Raw genomic sequence first — 16,716 nt, 5'->3', positions numbered from 1 at the left:
GATTATTACGCAGGGTTGAACATCGATTAAGCGATCATTTTTTGTGGGCTGGTGGAATAAGAAACATAAGATTGGCGAAATAAGAGACAACACTTGCGTGTGGCTAATGAAGTATCACGGAGGGCGTAAACGGTGGATGGCACTGGCGCTTATCCGCCCTACGGTTTTTTTGTAGGTTGGATAAGCGCAGCGTCATCCGACAAAACTAAGCAGGGATTACGACTGGCTTTGCGTCGAGGTTTTTAATACCACGCTTTGATTGTCAATCTTCGCGCTACGTTTTAGCGCATACCCCACAGCGAACACCACGGTGGCACAACCGAGGAACAGTAAGCGGCCCCACATTGGGTTAGGAATTAACACCATCAGTGACAAGCCTGCTGCCATGTAAATCGTCAGGTCGCCCAGCTTGTTACGCTGCATGCGGTCTACGATGTCTTGTGCGTCATCTTCTACACACTCGGTTTCCACATCCTTAAAGAACGCATCAGTCGCGGCGACATTTTTGTCGGCTTGTGGCTTATACAGCAGCGCAGTCAGGCAGAAGAAGCCACCCGTCAGCACCAGATGGGCGACGATAGGAATGATGGTTTTCAGCTCGCTCACTTCACGGCCAGTCAGTTTCTCAACACCAAACCATGACATCACGTACTGCGGCGTGAACACATCAACCACCATCCAGGAAACGCCCAGACCAAAGATTACGGTAGCCCACGGAGCCCAGGAAGGCGTTCTGCGAATCAGCATTCCGAAGAACAATGGCACCAGAATCGGCGATTGCAGCAGTGTGGCAACCTGCATCATCAGGTCGAACAGGCTGAGGTGCTTGAGCGAGTTAAAGAACTGCGCCATGAAGATAACCAGCAAACCGTTCACCAGGCAGGCGATTTGCCCGGCACGTAGTTGCTCTTGATCCGTCGCTTTGCCTTTGCGCACAATCGTTGCGTAGAAGCTACGCACGAAGATACCGGAGTTACGGTTCAGCGCAGAGTCCATCGACGACATGGTGGCGGCAAACAGGCCGGCCATCAGCAGCCCAACCGTTCCCAGCGGCATCGCTTCACGAGCAAACACCAGGTAAACCGCATCACGGGCTTTCGCGCCCAGCTCAGGGTATTGCGCGCCCGCATCAGGGTAAATAATCGCGGTGGCCCACGGTGGGATAAACCAAATCACCGCGCCAATCAGCATCATCAGCAGCGCCATCAGCGCCGCTTTGCTGGCGTTTTTGGAGTCCTTAGCATTCAGGAAGCGGTAGGATTCCTGCATGTTGTTGATACTTTGCAGCTGTTTGACTACGAAGAACAGGAAGGTGCCAACCATCAGTAACGGGTAGTTCATGTCCGGGCCGGTGAAGAAGCCAGACGGGAACTCAGTCACGATATTAGCCGGACCGCCTACAGTCCACAGAGCCACAAGGGCGCAAGCCACGGAAATAACCGCGATAACCAGAGTTTGAATAAAGTCGGATGCCACCACGCCCCAGGCACCACTCAGCATGGAGATTGCCAGTACCGCCAGGCCAGTAATCCAGATAGTGGTAACAATGTCGGCGTTAAATACTGCGGAGGCGAAAACACCGAGGCCGTTCAGCCACACGCCAGCGTTAATTACGCTCAGAGGAATAATGACCCAGGTAAAGAATTGTTCGTTGACCGGGCCAAAGCGGCGACGTACTGCTTCGGTTGGGGTATCGACACGCATTTGACGAAAACGACGCGCGAAATAAAGCCACGCAAATAAATAGGCCACCATGTTGCCAATAAACACCGCCAGCACCGCAAAACCATCCGTAAATGCCTTGCCTGCCGCACCAGTGAAGGTCCAGGCGGAAAACTGCGTCATAAACGCGGTTGCCCCAACCATCCACCACAGCATCTTGCCACCGCCGCGGAAGTAGTCACTGGTACTGTTATTGGCCATTTTTTTGAATAGCAGACTAATGGCGACCATTAATAAGAAATAACCCGCTATTACAATGTAATCGTAAGACATTGTAGTTCCCTATGAGTTATGCCCCTGATACTTCAAGATAGCAATAATGCCATTTGAGTTATTGTGGGTTTTGTTTGAATTGGAAACATTAAACACTCGATTTACATATTTTGAAATATCGTTTTAATATTTATGTGAAATATATGGTAACGATCATGTTTTCCTCTTCAAATGTCCAAAAATAGCTATTTAGCGAAATGATTAATAAAAAGGAGGGTGGAATTAGCGTTAATAAATATCGCGAGCGAGGAGGGGCAAATTGAGAATACTCCGCTGTTGAGATGCGGTGACTTTCCCTATCGTTTTCGGAGTTAACATACCATCAGGCTGGCTTATGAATCGATACTCCACCATGCTGCTGCTCGGTAGCCTGACCATGACCACATTTGTCCACGCCGATGCGCTGGATGGTCTGTTTGATAATTCCATTGTCGGCTCTATTTCACAGGCAATTAACGATGCTTATAAGCCGAACAATAACAACGACGACGATCGGCGTTGGGACGACGAAAATCAACGCCGCAACGATGACGACCGACGCCAGTACGAAGACCGCCATCGACAGTTAGAAGATCGTCGCCGTCAACTCGATAACCAACAGCGCCAGTTAGACGACCAGCGCCGCCAGCTCGAAGAAGACGAACGCCGCCTGGATGATGATTACCGGTAGTCTGCGAGCTGGGTTCTGGAATGAGTGTTTGCCGGGCATTTTTCGATTTTGTTGTGTTAGGTTGCGATGATTCTCGGTGGATGACGCCTGCGGCTTATCCCCCCTACAAAACCCAACCTCAAACCCAATCGTAGGTCGGATAAGCGCAGCGTCATCCGACTCCAACACAGGTGCGAAAATGCCCAACTATCGCCGCATGCGGGTCAACGGTGGAACGTGGTTTTTCACCGTCAATCTGCATGACCGCAAAGATGATTTGCTCGTCAGACATATTGAGGAACTCAGGCAAGCACTTGGAAAGGTCAAAGAACGCTATCCTTTCGAAATCAACGCCTGGGTTGTTCTGCCGGATCATATGCACTGCATCTGGACGCTGCCATCCGACGACAGCAACTATTCTCAGCGCTGGCGGGCAATCAAAAAAGCCTTCACGAAATCCCTGCCCGGAAATCCCACCGTCTGGCAAAAACGCTTTTGGGAACACTGCATCAAGGATGATCGCGATTACGCGGCGCATGTCGATTACGTTTACATCAATCCGGTTAAACATGGTTTCGTCAAAACGGCCTGCGAATGGCCTTATTCGTCTTTTCACCGAGATGTAAAACGAGGGCTTTATCCGGCGGATTGGGCGGGGGAAGTGGAAGATTTTAGTGCCGGTGAACGAAAGGCCGGTGGATGACGCCTGCGGCTTATCCCCCCTACAAAACCCAAACCCAAACCCAAACCCAAACCCAAACCCAAACCCAAACCCAAACCCAAACCCAAACCAAAACCCAAACTCAAACTCAATCGTAGGTCGGATAAGCGCAGCGTCATCCGACACTAATCTACCCGAATAACCATCCCGTCAAACCCGGCTTCGCACCCTTCGGGTAACGCATTCTCCATCAGCCAGTTATCGAACTGGTGGCTGATATGGGTGAGGACCACACGCGGGCAGCCGATGTGTTTATTTAGCTCAATTACGGTATTCAAATCGCAATGGTTTTTCGGGGTCTGCGTGCGCGGCTCATGGCTGCAATCAATCACCATCACCTGCGGCTTGTTGTTGGCCAGAAACTTCAGCGTTTTTTCCGGCAGGCCTGCGGTATCGCATAACCACGCGACCCGGCTGTGCGGGGTTTCAAACAGATAACCGAGTGTCAGTTTGGAATGGTTGAGCGGCAGGGGCGTGACACGCAGCGCTTGCAGGGTAAACCCAACAAACGGTTCAAGCGTGTGGCTGAAATCGAGAATGCCAGGGTGTTTAAACAGATCGTCGCAACCTTGTTCATCGGCAGGGCCGTAGACCGGGATTTTCTCGCCCACGCCCCAGCGCAGCGGAAATAAACCCTGCACGTGGTCCATGTGGTAATGGGTCAGCAAAAACTGCTGAAATTCCGCAGGTTGCCAGTGGTCCATTAAATCGGGAATCCCGGCATCCAGCAGCGTCACCGCTTCGTTAAACCTCACCACGGCGCTGCAAGGCTTACGGCGATATCGCGGATTATTGCGAGCACGCTCGCAGGCGGCACAAAAACAGCCAAAAGCAGGCACCAGTTGTGCACCGCCCGTTCCGCTAAGGGTTAGTGTCAGGCTCATTCAGTGTCTCCACTGGCTTGGTAAACCGAAAATGGGTCTGCTGATACCCTTCGCGCAGATAAAAACGATGGGCGTCCAGGCGTTTGGTGCTGGTGGAAAGCTCGGTCAGCTCAGCTCCGGCAATGCGCGCCTGTTGTTCCGCCCAGGCCATCAGCTTGCTGCCCACGCCGTATCCCCGAGCTTGCGGCATCACCACCAGTTCCTGAATTTCTCCCACCCAATTCACATGGTGCAGATGAAATTGCAGCTGCAAACCCACCATGCCGACCACTTCGCCATTGAGCAGCGCCAGATGGTAATGCACATTGCGTTCTGCGAGGTTTGCCGCAAATCCATTATTAAATGCCTGGCGATCAAACTGGGCCTGTTTGAGTTCGCAAATCAGCCTATATACGGCATCGCTGTCAGCAGCGGTTGCGGGACGTAATTCGACGATATGCTTTACCTCAATGACATCAGACATGGCGCGGTTCCTTCGGACGAAAATGGACGATGTTCGTGTTGCGTCGGTTATTCACCAGACGCATAAACGATAAGACAGACTCTGCCAGACTGCCATCGTTGTTAAGTATCAGACATTCGTCCAAATCCGGTGCGTAGAAGGCGGCACGTTGCAGGCGTTGCTCGATTTGTGGTGCAGTTTCGCGCCCGCGAGCTTCAAGACGCTTGCGCAAAACGTCGGTTGAAACATGCAGACAAATTGGCACTAACGCCTCGCCATAACGCGCTCGCGCCTGTGCTAAATGCTCGCGCGAGCCGTTCACCACCACGTCGAAGCCGGAGTCGAGCCAGATATCCAGCTCGATGCCGATGCCGTAACTTTGGTGATGCGCCTGCCAGCACAGGGCAAACAGACCCTGTTGCTGGCGCTGAGCGAACTCCTTTTCACTCAGCGCGATATGGTTTTCACATCCGGCATCGGCAGCGCGGGTGATGTAACGGTGCGCCACCAGTAGCTGATTATTCTCCTGCTGGCGCAGTGCCGTCAGCAGGCTGTCTTTCCCGGAGCCAGACGGCCCCATCAACCAGACAATTTTGCTCATCAGAACACCCGTATTCCCTGACGCCAGACATGGCCGACGTGAACGTGGTCACCGTGAAGATGCGCCAGTACCATATCGGCACGTTTGCCTTCTGCCAGCACGCCACGGTCATCGAGATTCAATGCGTTGGCCGGGTTGCGCGTCACCAGTGCCACCGCTTGTGGCAGGGTGAAACGGTTTGATTCGTCGCTGGCGACGCGGAATGTAGCATCCAGCAAACTCGCCGGGTAATAGTCGGAAGAGAGAATATCCAGTAGCCCGGCTTGCGCAAGCTGATGCGCCGCCACGTTACCGGAATGCGAGCCGCCGCGCACAATATTCGGGGCACCCATCAACACGCTCATTCCATGCTGATGCGAGGCCTGGGCGGCTTCAAGCGTGGTGGGGAATTCGGCAATCACAATGCCCAGCTCGTGGGATTCTGCAACGTGAGCGCGGGTGGCGTCATCGTGGCTGGCAAGCGCGATATTGCGCGCGCGGCACTCGGCGGCAATCGCCAGGCGGTTGGGCTGTGACCAGCGTTCAGCCAGTGCTAACTGTTCAGCTTCGTAGCTGTCCATGTCGGCATCGTTAAGCTGATATTTCCCCTGGTAATATTCGCGATATTTCACCAGGTTTGCGAACTGGCGCTGGCCTGGTGAGTGGTCCATCAACGACACCAGCGACACGCCGCTACGTTCAATCAACTGCTGGAACAGCGGCAGTGTGGTGTGGTGCGGCAGTTCGCAACGCAGATGCAGGCGGTGCTCGGCGCGGTTCATACCACGCGCCTGGCTGTCCATCACTGCGTTAATCATCTTCTCGAGGTTATCCAGACGGTCGCCACCGTCGCGTACATCGCCCAGCGCCACGGCGTCCAGCACCGTGGTGATACCGCTTGCCACCATTAAGGCATCGTGGCTGCTCATCGCTGAGTGCGCAGGCCAGTCCACTTTCGGGCGCGGGGTGAAGAATTTATCGAGGTTGTCGGTATGCAGTTCGATTAACCCCGGCAGCAACCAGCCGCCTGCGCCATCTTGCGCTTGCGGTAGCTGGCTTGGGCTGTCGGCAAAATTACGAATTACGCCGTCGGCCACTTCCAGCGAACCGTTAACCACTTCATTTTCCAGCACCAGTTTGACGTTATTAATGATCATTTTTAGCCTCGACGGTTGCCATATTGTGCAGGCGGTCTGCGACCAGGTTGCGCACGCTTTCGTCGTGGAAAATCCCGACCACTGCCGCACCGCGTGCTTTGGCTTCCAGAATCAAATCCACCACGGCGGCGCTGTTTTTCGCATCCAGTGAGGCGGTCGGTTCATCGAGCAGCAAAATTGGGTAGTCGACGATAAAGCCACGGGCGATGTTCACGCGCTGTTGTTCGCCGCCGGAAAACGTCGATGGTGCCAGGTTCCATAAGCGTTCTGGCACATTCAGGCGAGTCAGCAGCATTGACGCTTTGTCTTCACAGACGTCACGTGAAACACCCAAATCCAGCAGCGGTTGCATCACCACTTCAAGTGCTGAAATACGCGGGATGACGCGCAAAAACTGGCTCACCCAGCCAATGGTCTGGCGGCGCACTGCCAGCACGTCACGCGCTGGAGCCTGCACAATGTCCAGCCACGCGTCGTTATGTTTGACCCAAATATGTCCCTGGTCAGGCAAATAGTTGGCGTACAGCGAGCGTAAAAGGGTGGATTTTCCGCTGCCGGAATGGCCGTGCAGCACCACACATTCGCCGGATTCCACTTCCAGCGAGGCATTCGCCAGCACTGGCAAACGGATACCGTGTTGATGGTGTAACACAAAAGTTTTGCTCAGGTTTTCAACCCGTAATCTGTACATATTGGTTCCTTAAAACGTATGCCATGACGTCGGATGACGGCTTCGCCTTATCCGACCTACAGGTGTGCAGTGTGTATTTTTCGTAGGTCGGATAAGACGCGTTAGCGTCGTCATCCGACACGTCCGACAAAAATCAGTTCTGCAACACTGATGACACCAGCAACTGGGTATATGGGTGGTGCGGGTCGTCCAGCACGCGGTCGGTCAGGCCGCTTTCCACCACTTGTCCTTGCTTCATCACCAGCAGGCGGTCTGCCAGTAAACGCGCCACGCCCAGGTCGTGGGTGACAATCACTACTGCCAGATTCAGTTCGCGTACCAGGCCGCGCAGCAAATCGAGCAGGCGCGCTTGTACGGAAACGTCCAGCCCGCCGGTTGGCTCATCCATAAATACCAGTTTCGGATGCGTCACCAGGTTGCGGGCGATTTGCAGACGTTGCTGCATGCCACCGGAAAACGTGGTCGGTAAATCGTCGATTCGCGAGGCCGGGATTTCCACCTCTTCTAACCAGCGCTCGGCGGTAGCGCGAATGTCACCGTAGTGGCGCGCACCGGTCGCCATTAAACGCTCACCGATGTTGCCACCTGCCGAAACGTGGCGGCGCAGGCCGTCCATCGCGTGTTGATGCACCACGCCCCATTCGGTGCGCAGCAAGCGGCGGCGGTCGCCTTCGCTCATGTCATATAAAGAAGAATCGAGGTACACCACTTCGCCGTTTTGTGGGGCGAGGCGGGCGGAAATCGACTTCAGCAGCGTGGTTTTACCCGAGCCGGATTCGCCAACAATGCCCAGCACTTCACCCGGGTAAAGCTCGAATGAAACATCGCTGAAGCCTTTGCCCGGCGCGTACAGATGGGTCAGGTTATTGACCGAAAGTAAGGGTTGAGTCATGAACTTGCGGCCTCGCTGTTCTGGCGGCAGAAATCGGTATCGGAGCAGACGAACATGCGGTTGCCCGCATCGTCGAGCACTACTTCGTCAAGGTAACTGTGTTGCGAGCCGCAAATCGCGCACGGCTCTTCCCATTGCTGGACGGTAAACGGATGGTCGTCAAAATCGAGGCTCTCGACGCGGGTATACGGCGGCACCGCGTAGATGCGTTTTTCGCGCCCGGCACCAAACAGTTGCAGCGCGGGCATCATGTCCATTTTCGGGTTGTCGAATTTCGGGATTGGCGACGGGTCCATCACGTAGCGCTCATTCACTTTCACCGGATAGGCGTAAGTGGTGGCGATATGGCCGAAACGGGCGATGTCTTCATACAGTTTCACCTGCATCACGCCGTACTCTTCCAGCGCGTGCATGGTGCGGGTTTCGGTTTCGCGCGGTTCAATAAAGCGCAGCGGTTCAGGGATTGGCACCTGGAAAATCAGGATCTGATCTTCAGTCAACGGCGTTTCCGGGATGCGGTGGCGGGTCTGAATCAGCGTGGCATCGGCAGTGGATTCGGTGGTCGCCACGTTAGTCACACGCTTGAAGAAGTTGCGAATCGATACCGCGTTGGTGGTGTCGTCTGCGCCCTGGTCAATCACCTTCAGCACGTCGTTTTCGCCAATCACGCTGGCGGTAATTTGAATACCGCCGGTTCCCCAGCCGTACGGCATCGGCATTTCACGCCCGCCAAACGGCACCTGGTAACCGGGGATTGCCACGGCTTTGAGGATCGCGCGGCGCAGTGTGCGTTTGGTTTGTTCATCCAGATAAGCAAAGTTGTAGCCGGAGAGTGCCTTAGTCACGATTACGTTCCTTTTGCAGACGTTTAAGCAGTTCCAGTTCGGCCTGGAAGTCGACGTAGTGCGGCAGTTTCAGGTGCGAGACAAACCCCGCGGCTTCGACGTTATCGGCGTGAGCCAGCACGAACTCTTCGTCCTGCGCCGGGCCTGCTACGGTTTCGTCGTAATCCGGTGCTTGCAACGAGCGGTCAACCAGCGCCATGGCCATCGCTTTGCGTTCGCTCATGCCGAACACCAGCCCGTAGCCACGGGTGAAGTGCGGGTCTTCATCAACAGGTGCTACAAAACCGTTGACCATTTCGCATTCGGTTACCAGCAATTCGCCGATGTTGACGGCAAATCCCAGCTCTTCCGGCACAATTTCCATGTCGACATAACCACTGCGAATTTCAGCGGCGAACGGGTGGTTGCGGCCGTAACCGCGCTGAGTCGAATAGGCGAGAGCCAGCAAATAACCTTCGTCGCCACGCACCAGTTGTTGCAGGCGCGATGAACGTGAGCACGGGTATACCGGCGGCTGGCGGGTGATGTCATCGGGTTTTTCGCCGTTATCTTCTTCCGCTTTTGCCAGCCCCTGTTTCGCCAGCAGACTGAAAACGTGCGGTGCAGGTTCGGCGTTGTCATCAGTCGTTTTCAGTTCTGGCGTTTCACCGTTTGCCAGCAAAGTGAAATCCAGCAGACGGTGGGTGTAATCGTACGTCGGGCCAAGTAACTGGCCGCCAGGTACGTCTTTGTAGACCGCGGAAATTCGGCGTTCGAGACGCATCTCCGCGCTGTTCAGTGGCTCGCTCACCGCCAGGCGTGGCAGCGTGGTGCGGTAAGCGCGCAGCAGAAAGATGGCTTCAACCATGTCACCGCTGGCTTGTTTAAAGGCGAGTGCCGCCAGTTCGCGATCCGCAATGCCGCCTTCGGTCATCACGCGGTCGACCGCCAGCCCAAGCTGTTGCTCGATTTGCGCGACGCTCAGCTCACTCAGATTCTGATCGCCACGGCGATTGTGTTCCTGCAATTGGTGGGCGGCGGTAATCGCCTTTTCGCCCCCTTTGACGGCTACGTACATCAGCACACCTCCACGTGAGTGGTGCGCGGGATGGCCAGCAGGCGCTCGCCGCAGGTCAGAATCAGGTCGATGCCCAGCGGGAACGGGTGCGGGCGCTCGGTCAGTTCGTCAATCACGCAGTCGGGCAGTTGTGGGGCGATCATCCGTTCTTCGAGAATGCCTGCGCCGGTTAAGCGCAACATGCGGCCGCCGCTCAGGCTCGACACCTGCAAAATCAACGTGGCGCTAGTGTCGGGTGCCACGTCTGTTCCCTGCGCCAGAGCGTTAAGTTGCTCAGCGGTAATGGCGCTATCGGCAACGGCAAACTGTGCGTGTTCCGGCGTCTGGGAAATCGGGGTGTTGGTATGGAAGCGGACGTTTTGCAGCGTGACGTCATTGCTTAACGCTTCGCTAATCCACACCGGAGTGTCGTTGTCGGCAAGCGTCAGCAGCACGCTGGTGGAGGCGATGTTTAGCGGTTTCCAGCCATGTTGCAGTGAATGCAACGCCACGATAACGCCTGGCTCGCTCATCGCTTTTAGCAGGCGACGGAAGCTCTGTTGGGCGTCCTGCACGGGCAGGTTAAAAGCGGTCATCAGGGTCATGCGTTATCTCCGCGAACCAGAGTGAAGAAGTCGACTCGGCTGCTGTTAATTTGGGTGCGACGGGCGGCGAGGCGTTGCTCGCGGTTGGCGGCTAGCGGTGCAATTAAGGTTTCTTGTAAAGTCTGGAACTGCACTTTTTCTTGCATCAGCGCATCGATGACAGCACAGCGTTCGGCGTGGGCTTTATCGCGCCCTGAAAGGTAGCTGTAACCGTAAGTACCATTGGCAAGCTGAACCACGGCGCGAGTCAGGGTGGCGTCTCCGGCAAAGAAGCGTTGCCCGGTGCCGCCCATGCGCGCCTGGATTTGTACAAGTCCGGTTTCGGACTTGCGAATTACTTGATATTCAGGATTTAGTTTCAGTTCTGCCCAAAGTGCGGCCAGTTCTTGTGGCTGGCTGTGGGCGAGCACGGCCATCCACTGCTGGCGCTGTGCGATGTCAATTTGCGGTGCGTCCATTTAGTGCTCCATGGTGAATTCGATCATGTCGGCGCGGGTCAAGCTGACGGAGTATTCCGCCGGGTTGATTTCGCCTTCACGGTGGTTGAGAGTGCGCACGCAAAGCAGCGGAGCCATGTTGGGGATTTCCAACTGGCGGCTTTCTTTAGCCTGAGCGCGGCGTGCGCTGATGCGTGTTTGGGTACGTTTAAGGCTGATGCCGAGCTGGGTTTCGATGATGTCGTGCAGCGAACCGTGGTTGAACTGTTGCAGCACCGGCCACCACGAAAGGTCAGCAAAGTAGTGGTCAATCAGGCACACCGCGATACCGTTGACGCGGCGTAAGGTGCGCAGGTGAATAATGTTTTCACCCTCAGTGACGCCGAGCGCGTCTGCGACATGGCTGGAAGCCGGGCGCAGTACTGCGAGTAAGCGCTCACTGGTGGGGTGGCTTCCCTGGTCGAGCAGGTTCTGGCTAAAGCGGGCTTGCGCATTTAGCGGGTAGTCAAACGGGCGCATCAGCACTAACACACCAATGCCCTGACGGCGCTGCACCCAGCCTTTTTCCACTAACTGATCGATGGCGCGGCGCAGCGTGTGGCGGTTTACGGCGTAGTGTGCAGCCAGTTGGCTTTCGGCTGGCAGGTAATCGCCGCAGTGGTAATTTTTACGCAGCTCCTGCTCTAGCAGCGCGGCGATTTCCTGGTAACGCGTCGGGTAACTGGTCGGATGTCTGGATAAGTGCATTTTCAGTCAATCCTCTGTGTGGCATTTACGGCGGATGACGCTGCGCTTATCCGCCCTACGGAAAAGAGTGACCATCGTCATCACCTAGATAAAGTGCTTACGCAGTCGTTGCGACATGAAATCCAGCAGGCTGACGGTGACGATGATGATGATCATCAGCGCACAGGTTTGCTGGAACTGGAATCCACGAATCGCTTCCCACAACGTCACGCCAATCCCGCCTGCGCCCACCATGCCGACCACCGTTGCCGAACGGACATTCGACTCAAAGCGGTACAGCGAGTAGGAGATAAGCAGCGGCATCACTTGCGGCAGCACGCCGTAGAGGATTTCTTCAAGTTTGTTAGCGCCGGTTGCGCGGATGCCTTCCACCGGGCCGGGTTCGATGGCTTCCACGGCTTCAGAAAGCAGTTTGGAGAGCACGCCCGTGGTGTGGATGAACAGTGCCAGGACGCCTGCGAAGGGGCCAAGGCCGACGGCGACCACGAATAGCATCGCAAACACCATTTCGTTGATGGCACGGCAAGCGTCCATTAAGCGGCGCATTGGTTGGTAAACCCACCATGGCACCAGGTTGTCGGCACACATCAGGCCGCAGGGAATGGAGATAACGATAGCCAGCGCGGTGCCCCAAACGGCGATTTGCAGGGTGATAAACATTTCCCCCAGGTAATCACGCCATTGGCTGAAATCAGGTGGGAAGAAGTCGGCCGCGAAGGTGGCCATGTTGCCGGAATCTTTAATCAAAGTGAGCGGTGCCATTTCCGCGCCTTGCCAGGAAGCTACGAGGACCGCTAACAAAATCGCCCAGCTCAGTAGCGAGAACCAGCTACGTTTTGGTGCGGCGATTTGAATGGTTTGCTGCATGGAGTGCTCCGTTGGTTTGTGCTTCTTTGCCCTCACCCCAGCCCTCTCCCTCAGGAGAGGGAGAAAACCGGTCTATCCCCTCTCCTGAGGGAGAGGGTGAGGGCCTGAGGCGATTACTGAACTGCTTTATTCACGCTGGTCATCGCAGACAGTGCGGCAGTCAAACGATCCAGGTCGCTAAGTTGGTTTTGCAACTCGCTGACCTTCAGGGTTTTGTCTTTCTCATCCATGCCTTTGTTGTCCTTCACACCCTGCATCTGTTTAAACAGCGCCAGCTGGCGAATCGGCACCAGTTGCAGGTCGCTGGATGGACGGAACGGTGCCCAACCCAGGCGGCTCAACATTTCTTTCTCTTCCGGCGTTTTGCCGTAAGTCATAAAGAAGTCGTAGATTTTGTCTTTGGTGTTTTCGGACAGGTTTTTACGCCATACGATTGGGTCGCCCGGAATCAGTGGCGATTTCCAGATGACCTTCAGTTCTTTCAGTTTGTCTGGTGCAGAGGATTTCAGTTTTTCGAGGTTTTCGGTGTTGTTGGTTGCCACGTCGATTTGCTTATTCGCAACCGCCAGGGCGTTGGTTTCATGGCTGGCATTCACCGAACGTTTAAATTCGTTCACCGAAACGTTGTTCTTGGCGAAAACGTAGTAGCCTGGGACGAGGTAGCCAGAGGTTGAGTTCGGGTCACCGTTACCAAACGTCAGGTCTTTACGTTTTGCCAGCAAGTCTTGCAGGTTGTTGACTGGGCTGTCTTTGTTAACAATTAGCACGCTCCAGTAACCCGGAGAGCCATCTACCGCTACGGTCTGCGCAAACACCTGGCCGTTAGCGCGGTCTACCGCTTCCATCGCCGAAAGGTTGCCGTACCAGGCAATATCAACCTTGTTAAAGCGCATGCCCTGAATGATCCCTGCGTAATCCGGTGCGAAGAAAGCGTTCACTTTCATGCCCAGTTTTTTCTCCATGTCCTTCAGGAACGGTTCCCATTGCGGCTTCAGGTTTTGTTGCGATTCGGTGGAGATAATGCCGAAGTTCAGGGATTTTTCTTGTTCATCCGCATGGGCTGCGTTGAACAGGGCGCTAACGCTCAGCAGGCTGGTAAAGGCTAGTGCTTTTACGGCTTTGTAGCTCATGACTGTTCCTTGAGGTAGATGACAAATTTGTTAGGCAGCGACCGCATCAACGCGAGCCATACTGCGGTAAAGATTTCCCAGCCGTTCGTTGTCGAACGCCGAACTGCTTCCGTCGTAAAACACATGGCCCTGGCGCAACGCGACAATGCGTTCGCAGTAGCGCAAGGCGTAATCCACCTGGTGCAGCGTCACCACCACGGTGATGCCATCCAGACGGTTAATGTCGTGCAGTGTTTCCATCACGATGCGTGCGGATTCCGGGTCGAGTGAGGCAATCGGCTCATCGGCGAGAATCACTTTTGCTTGCTGCATCAGAGCGCGGGCAATTGCCACGCGCTGTTGTTGCCCACCGGACAGGGTGGAGACACGTTGATGAGCAAACTGAGTCATGCCGACGCGGGTCAGTGCCTGCAACGCACGTTGGTTTTGTTCGCGGGTGAACCAGTTAAAACAGGTGCGCCAGAACGGCGTGGAACCCAGTGCGCCAATCAGCACGTTTTCCAGTACTGTCAGGCGGTTTACCAGGTTGAATTGCTGGAAGATGTAGCCGGTGTGCGCGCGGCTTTTACGGATGTCGCTTGCCAGACGGCCCGCTTTTTGGACGGTGCGGCCGAGCAATTCAACATGGCAATCGGCTGATTTATCAGAAGTAATCAGGCCGCTAAGATGGCGTAAGAGGGTGGATTTGCCTGAGCCAGACGGCCCCAGCAGAGCGACCATCTCACCTTCGTTGACTTCAAGATCGACGGCATTTAGCGCCTGATGCTGGTTGAAGGTTTTGCTCAGTTTGTTGACGCGAATAATGTTTTGCATCACAAGGCTCCTTAAAAAGTTGCCTCATGGTGCCGATGAAGTGTGACGATTTTGTTAACGTTATATTTCGATATGATGAAGAGTGAGTCACAGCCTGGAAGTCATCAGGCTAATCAACTATTTGTCGTATTGTGAGTCGCTTCGTTTTTGTATTTCCTTACTAGTACCCGTCGGTCATTGGGAAGGCAGCGATGAGCAAGAATATTATTTTTTGTGCCGATGGCACATGGACCGCTCCAGGTGTAGAACCAAAAATTGATGATGAGACTGTAGCCAGTAATGTTTATCAGTTATTTATTGATTTGAAAGGCGTTGTTGACCAGCAGAGTTTGTTGTTAGCCAATGAGCAAGAAAAAGTGCTGACGGATAACAGCGGCAATGTGGTGCAAGTGGCGAAGTATATTTATGGCATGGGCGATCCGCATAATGGCCTGGTAAAACGGTTAAGTGGCGTATTTGGCGCGAATTTGATCGTGCCGATCCTGCGCGGCTACACCTTTATCAGCCGCCACTGGCAAGCGGGCGACAGGATCTATTTGGTGGGGTTTAGCCACGGTGCTTATACCGCGCGGGTACTGGCGGAGATGATCATCGATCGTGGGCTATTAAGCCGTGAAAAGCTGAATTTAAACCTGCGCAATAAAGAAGAAGCCTGGCGCTTTGCCTCATCGGTGTGGGCACAGTATCTGGCCCATTCACCAGAAATGAGCCCCAGTCTGTTAGGCAGCGTGGTACGCGAGTTGCCGGGTTTTTTTTGCGACAGCGTCGACCCAACCTGCATTACGCGTCCGTCTTCCATTGAAGCGGTGGCGGTGTGGGAAACGGTCGGACAGATGGGCATTCCTAAATATTTCAATGACAAGCGTTACAACGTTTTCCGCTTTAATAATACCGAGCTGCATCCAAGGGTCAAATATGGCCTACAGGCGTTGGCGATTGATGAACAGCGCGTCGATTTAGCCCCGGTGCTGTGGGACAACCGCGATCGTATTTTGCAGGTGATGTTTCCCGGTATTCATCAGGATGTCGGCGGGGGGTATGACAATACTGGTGAGGATCGTAGTTTGTCGAATGGCGCGTATTTGTGGATGCACGATGCGCTCGACGATTTGGGGATTAATCTCGCCCCCAGCGACGTCGCGGCTGACCCGCTCGGGCCGCTGCATTGTGACTGGTATCCGCCAACCCGTTATTTGCGCATTTTGCCGCGCCAACTTCCTCCGCCAGTGACCTCATCAATGATGGTTCACCATTCGGTTATTGAGCGGTTGACGGGCGGTTCAGAATTGCCGCAGCAGTCGGCGGTGACCGGGGAATGGCTGGCAGGGCCTTACGTTCCGCAGCCGTTACAGGACTATTTGCACGGGCAGGGCGCAATCCCAATCAGCTGGGCGATTGCACGTTAGGATTAAGGGGCTGGTGCCTGTTATCGCAGGCGGTCGCCCCTAAAACTGATTACATCGGTTTTTCGACGTTTACCATCCACGGAATGCCAAATTTGTCGGTAAACATTCCGAAGCCTTTCGCCCAGAATGTTTCGCTCCACGGCATAGTGACTACGCCACCGGCGGAAAGGTTATCAAACCAGCGTTTTCCTTCAGCAACATCTTGACTGGAAAGACTCAGCGCATAGCCAGCGTGCTTCGCTTTATCGGAATCCATCATATTGCCGTCGCTCATCATCACGTCGCCGCCGCCAATGCGGACGTTAGCGTGCATGATTTTATCGTCTGGCCAGTTAAAACCGCTGTTGCATCCTTCAGCCGACTGATTTTGGTCTTTTGGCATTTCGCCAAACGTCATTTTAAACAGCAATTCAGCACCCACCGCTTGTTGATAGAACGCGATCGCTTCTTCGCAGGTGCCGTCAAAAAAGATGTAGGGTCCAACAGACATAACTTATTCCTCTTATACACGGAGTGCAGAAGAAGTGTAGTTGCGGCGAGTGGGGCAAGCCAGGCGGGGGGGAGTGGTTTTTCAGCCTCTTGTGGGGGGAGGTGTCTCTTATACGCATCTTTGAAGGGCGGCCCCTGCCGATCCGGAGAAGGTTCCGTTCACCAGGCGAAAGTGTATTTATGTCGCTACCGAACCGGTGAACGTCTTAGGGGGGCCACCGTCGCCCCCCTAAGAACCCGGACTCCCGGCAAATAAATCGCCGCAAGCGGTAAACCTCCATTTAGCCTCCGTGTCAGGGTCGGTTGCGATTCGTTCCCGACGATCGCGCC

Annotated in this window: 19 protein-coding genes; 3 read left to right on the top strand and 16 right to left on the bottom strand. The window is 54.7% G+C overall.

Going from position 1 to position 16,716, the window contains the following annotated elements; translation table 11 throughout:
* Nucleotides 1-216: 216 nt before the first annotated feature.
* A complete protein-coding gene (locus EC843_RS21380) occupies nucleotides 217-1,995 on the bottom strand; it encodes a transporter (protein WP_133523035.1) in 1,779 nt (592 codons plus the stop codon).
* A 334-nt stretch (nucleotides 1,996-2,329) separates the two neighbouring features.
* Between EC843_RS21380 and yjdP the strand changes: the two genes are divergently transcribed.
* Nucleotides 2,330-2,665 carry a DDRRRQL repeat protein YjdP gene (yjdP, locus tag EC843_RS21375; protein WP_133523034.1) on the top strand — a complete coding sequence of 112 codons (336 nt, stop codon included), beginning with the start codon at nucleotides 2,330-2,332 and terminating at the stop codon, nucleotides 2,663-2,665.
* A 178-nt stretch (nucleotides 2,666-2,843) separates the two neighbouring features.
* The gene (locus EC843_RS21370) at nucleotides 2,844-3,347 is read left to right on the top strand and encodes a transposase (RefSeq protein ID WP_121814504.1); all 504 of its coding nucleotides are present in this window, start codon (nucleotides 2,844-2,846) and stop codon (nucleotides 3,345-3,347) included.
* Between the two features lie 143 nt (nucleotides 3,348-3,490).
* On the opposite strand, the gene phnP is transcribed toward EC843_RS21370, so the two are convergent.
* From phnP to phnC, 14 genes are all read right to left on the bottom strand, one after another.
* Nucleotides 3,491-4,249, bottom strand: coding sequence for a phosphonate metabolism protein PhnP (gene phnP / locus EC843_RS21360; RefSeq protein WP_133523033.1), 759 nt, complete (start codon nucleotides 4,247-4,249; stop codon nucleotides 3,491-3,493).
* On the bottom strand, nucleotides 4,227-4,712 hold the full coding sequence (gene phnO / locus EC843_RS21355) for an aminoalkylphosphonate N-acetyltransferase (protein ID WP_121814502.1): 486 nt from the start codon (nucleotides 4,710-4,712) through the stop codon (nucleotides 4,227-4,229). Before phnO ends, phnP begins: the two co-directional genes overlap by 23 nt.
* Complete coding sequence (phnN, locus tag EC843_RS21350; RefSeq protein WP_232887098.1) at nucleotides 4,705-5,295, bottom strand: ribose 1,5-bisphosphokinase; 591 nt, start codon at nucleotides 5,293-5,295, stop codon at nucleotides 4,705-4,707. The genes phnO and phnN overlap by 8 nt, the downstream gene beginning before the upstream one ends.
* On the bottom strand, nucleotides 5,292-6,428 hold the full coding sequence (phnM, locus tag EC843_RS21345) for an alpha-D-ribose 1-methylphosphonate 5-triphosphate diphosphatase (protein WP_064541082.1): 1,137 nt from the start codon (nucleotides 6,426-6,428) through the stop codon (nucleotides 5,292-5,294). The genes phnN and phnM overlap by 4 nt, the downstream gene beginning before the upstream one ends.
* Nucleotides 6,418-7,119 carry a phosphonate C-P lyase system protein PhnL gene (gene phnL, locus EC843_RS21340; RefSeq protein WP_064541079.1) on the bottom strand — a complete coding sequence of 234 codons (702 nt, stop codon included), beginning with the start codon at nucleotides 7,117-7,119 and terminating at the stop codon, nucleotides 6,418-6,420. The genes phnM and phnL overlap by 11 nt, the downstream gene beginning before the upstream one ends.
* A gap of 133 nt (nucleotides 7,120-7,252) precedes the next feature.
* Nucleotides 7,253-8,011, bottom strand: coding sequence for a phosphonate C-P lyase system protein PhnK (gene phnK, locus EC843_RS21335; protein WP_064541076.1), 759 nt, complete (start codon nucleotides 8,009-8,011; stop codon nucleotides 7,253-7,255).
* On the bottom strand, nucleotides 8,008-8,856 hold the full coding sequence (gene phnJ, locus EC843_RS21330; RefSeq protein ID WP_064541073.1) for an alpha-D-ribose 1-methylphosphonate 5-phosphate C-P-lyase PhnJ: 849 nt from the start codon (nucleotides 8,854-8,856) through the stop codon (nucleotides 8,008-8,010). The genes phnK and phnJ overlap by 4 nt, the downstream gene beginning before the upstream one ends.
* Nucleotides 8,849-9,913, bottom strand: coding sequence for a carbon-phosphorus lyase complex subunit PhnI (locus tag EC843_RS21325; protein WP_133523031.1), 1,065 nt, complete (start codon nucleotides 9,911-9,913; stop codon nucleotides 8,849-8,851). The genes phnJ and EC843_RS21325 overlap by 8 nt, the downstream gene beginning before the upstream one ends.
* Nucleotides 9,913-10,497: a phosphonate C-P lyase system protein PhnH gene (gene phnH, locus EC843_RS21320; RefSeq protein ID WP_064541067.1), complete on the bottom strand. Its 585-nt coding sequence runs from the start codon at nucleotides 10,495-10,497 to the stop codon at nucleotides 9,913-9,915. The genes EC843_RS21325 and phnH overlap by 1 nt, the downstream gene beginning before the upstream one ends.
* Nucleotides 10,494-10,955: a phosphonate C-P lyase system protein PhnG gene (phnG, locus tag EC843_RS21315; RefSeq protein ID WP_064541064.1), complete on the bottom strand. Its 462-nt coding sequence runs from the start codon at nucleotides 10,953-10,955 to the stop codon at nucleotides 10,494-10,496. Before phnG ends, phnH begins: the two co-directional genes overlap by 4 nt.
* The gene (gene phnF / locus EC843_RS21310) at nucleotides 10,956-11,681 is read right to left on the bottom strand and encodes a phosphonate metabolism transcriptional regulator PhnF (RefSeq protein ID WP_064541062.1); all 726 of its coding nucleotides are present in this window, start codon (nucleotides 11,679-11,681) and stop codon (nucleotides 10,956-10,958) included.
* A gap of 84 nt (nucleotides 11,682-11,765) precedes the next feature.
* Nucleotides 11,766-12,548 (bottom strand): phosphonate ABC transporter, permease protein PhnE, encoded by a 783-nt coding sequence (phnE, locus tag EC843_RS21305; protein ID WP_064541059.1) that lies wholly within the window; start codon nucleotides 12,546-12,548, stop codon nucleotides 11,766-11,768.
* 113 nt (nucleotides 12,549-12,661) lie between these two features.
* Nucleotides 12,662-13,678: a phosphonate ABC transporter substrate-binding protein gene (gene phnD, locus EC843_RS21300; RefSeq protein WP_064541056.1), complete on the bottom strand. Its 1,017-nt coding sequence runs from the start codon at nucleotides 13,676-13,678 to the stop codon at nucleotides 12,662-12,664.
* Nucleotides 13,679-13,708: 30 nt separating this feature from the next.
* A complete protein-coding gene (gene phnC, locus EC843_RS21295) occupies nucleotides 13,709-14,491 on the bottom strand; it encodes a phosphonate ABC transporter ATP-binding protein (RefSeq protein ID WP_064541053.1) in 783 nt (260 codons plus the stop codon).
* A 191-nt stretch (nucleotides 14,492-14,682) separates the two neighbouring features.
* Between phnC and EC843_RS21290 the strand changes: the two genes are divergently transcribed.
* Entirely contained in the window at nucleotides 14,683-15,897 is a 1,215-nt protein-coding gene (locus EC843_RS21290; protein ID WP_121814497.1) for a DUF2235 domain-containing protein, read from the top strand.
* Nucleotides 15,898-15,946: 49 nt separating this feature from the next.
* Here the strand turns inward: EC843_RS21290 and yjdN are convergent, their stop codons facing one another.
* Entirely contained in the window at nucleotides 15,947-16,387 is a 441-nt protein-coding gene (gene yjdN, locus EC843_RS21285) for a VOC family metalloprotein YjdN (protein ID WP_064541045.1), read from the bottom strand.
* Nucleotides 16,388-16,716 lie beyond the last annotated feature (329 nt).

Origin of the sequence: Buttiauxella sp. JUb87, assembly GCF_004361975.1 — a bacterium.
GTDB lineage: Bacteria > Pseudomonadota > Gammaproteobacteria > Enterobacterales > Enterobacteriaceae > Buttiauxella > Buttiauxella ferragutiae.
This window is presented reverse-complemented; position numbering and strand designations above follow the sequence as displayed.

Bases quoted from the DNA above. Each gene is read 5' to 3' on its own strand.
- yjdP (WP_133523034.1), top strand. From the start codon at position 2,330: ATGAATCGATACTCCACCATGCTGCTGCTCGGTAGCCTGACCATGACC.
- phnD (WP_064541056.1), bottom strand. From the start codon at position 13,678: ATGAGCTACAAAGCCGTAAAAGCACTAGCCTTTACCAGCCTGCTGAGC.
- phnF (WP_064541062.1), bottom strand. From the start codon at position 11,681: ATGCACTTATCCAGACATCCGACCAGTTACCCGACGCGTTACCAGGAA.
- phnP (WP_133523033.1), bottom strand. From the start codon at position 4,249: ATGAGCCTGACACTAACCCTTAGCGGAACGGGCGGTGCACAACTGGTG.
- phnE (WP_064541059.1), bottom strand. From the start codon at position 12,548: ATGCAGCAAACCATTCAAATCGCCGCACCAAAACGTAGCTGGTTCTCG.
- EC843_RS21290 (WP_121814497.1), top strand. From the start codon at position 14,683: ATGAGCAAGAATATTATTTTTTGTGCCGATGGCACATGGACCGCTCCA.
- phnG (WP_064541064.1), bottom strand. From the start codon at position 10,955: ATGGACGCACCGCAAATTGACATCGCACAGCGCCAGCAGTGGATGGCC.
- phnC (WP_064541053.1), bottom strand. From the start codon at position 14,491: ATGCAAAACATTATTCGCGTCAACAAACTGAGCAAAACCTTCAACCAG.
- EC843_RS21325 (WP_133523031.1), bottom strand. From the start codon at position 9,913: ATGTACGTAGCCGTCAAAGGGGGCGAAAAGGCGATTACCGCCGCCCAC.
- phnL (WP_064541079.1), bottom strand. From the start codon at position 7,119: ATGTACAGATTACGGGTTGAAAACCTGAGCAAAACTTTTGTGTTACAC.
- phnM (WP_064541082.1), bottom strand. From the start codon at position 6,428: ATGATCATTAATAACGTCAAACTGGTGCTGGAAAATGAAGTGGTTAAC.
- yjdN (WP_064541045.1), bottom strand. From the start codon at position 16,387: ATGTCTGTTGGACCCTACATCTTTTTTGACGGCACCTGCGAAGAAGCG.
- EC843_RS21370 (WP_121814504.1), top strand. From the start codon at position 2,844: ATGCCCAACTATCGCCGCATGCGGGTCAACGGTGGAACGTGGTTTTTC.
- phnO (WP_121814502.1), bottom strand. From the start codon at position 4,712: ATGTCTGATGTCATTGAGGTAAAGCATATCGTCGAATTACGTCCCGCA.
- EC843_RS21380 (WP_133523035.1), bottom strand. From the start codon at position 1,995: ATGTCTTACGATTACATTGTAATAGCGGGTTATTTCTTATTAATGGTC.
- phnK (WP_064541076.1), bottom strand. From the start codon at position 8,011: ATGACTCAACCCTTACTTTCGGTCAATAACCTGACCCATCTGTACGCG.
- phnH (WP_064541067.1), bottom strand. From the start codon at position 10,497: ATGACCCTGATGACCGCTTTTAACCTGCCCGTGCAGGACGCCCAACAG.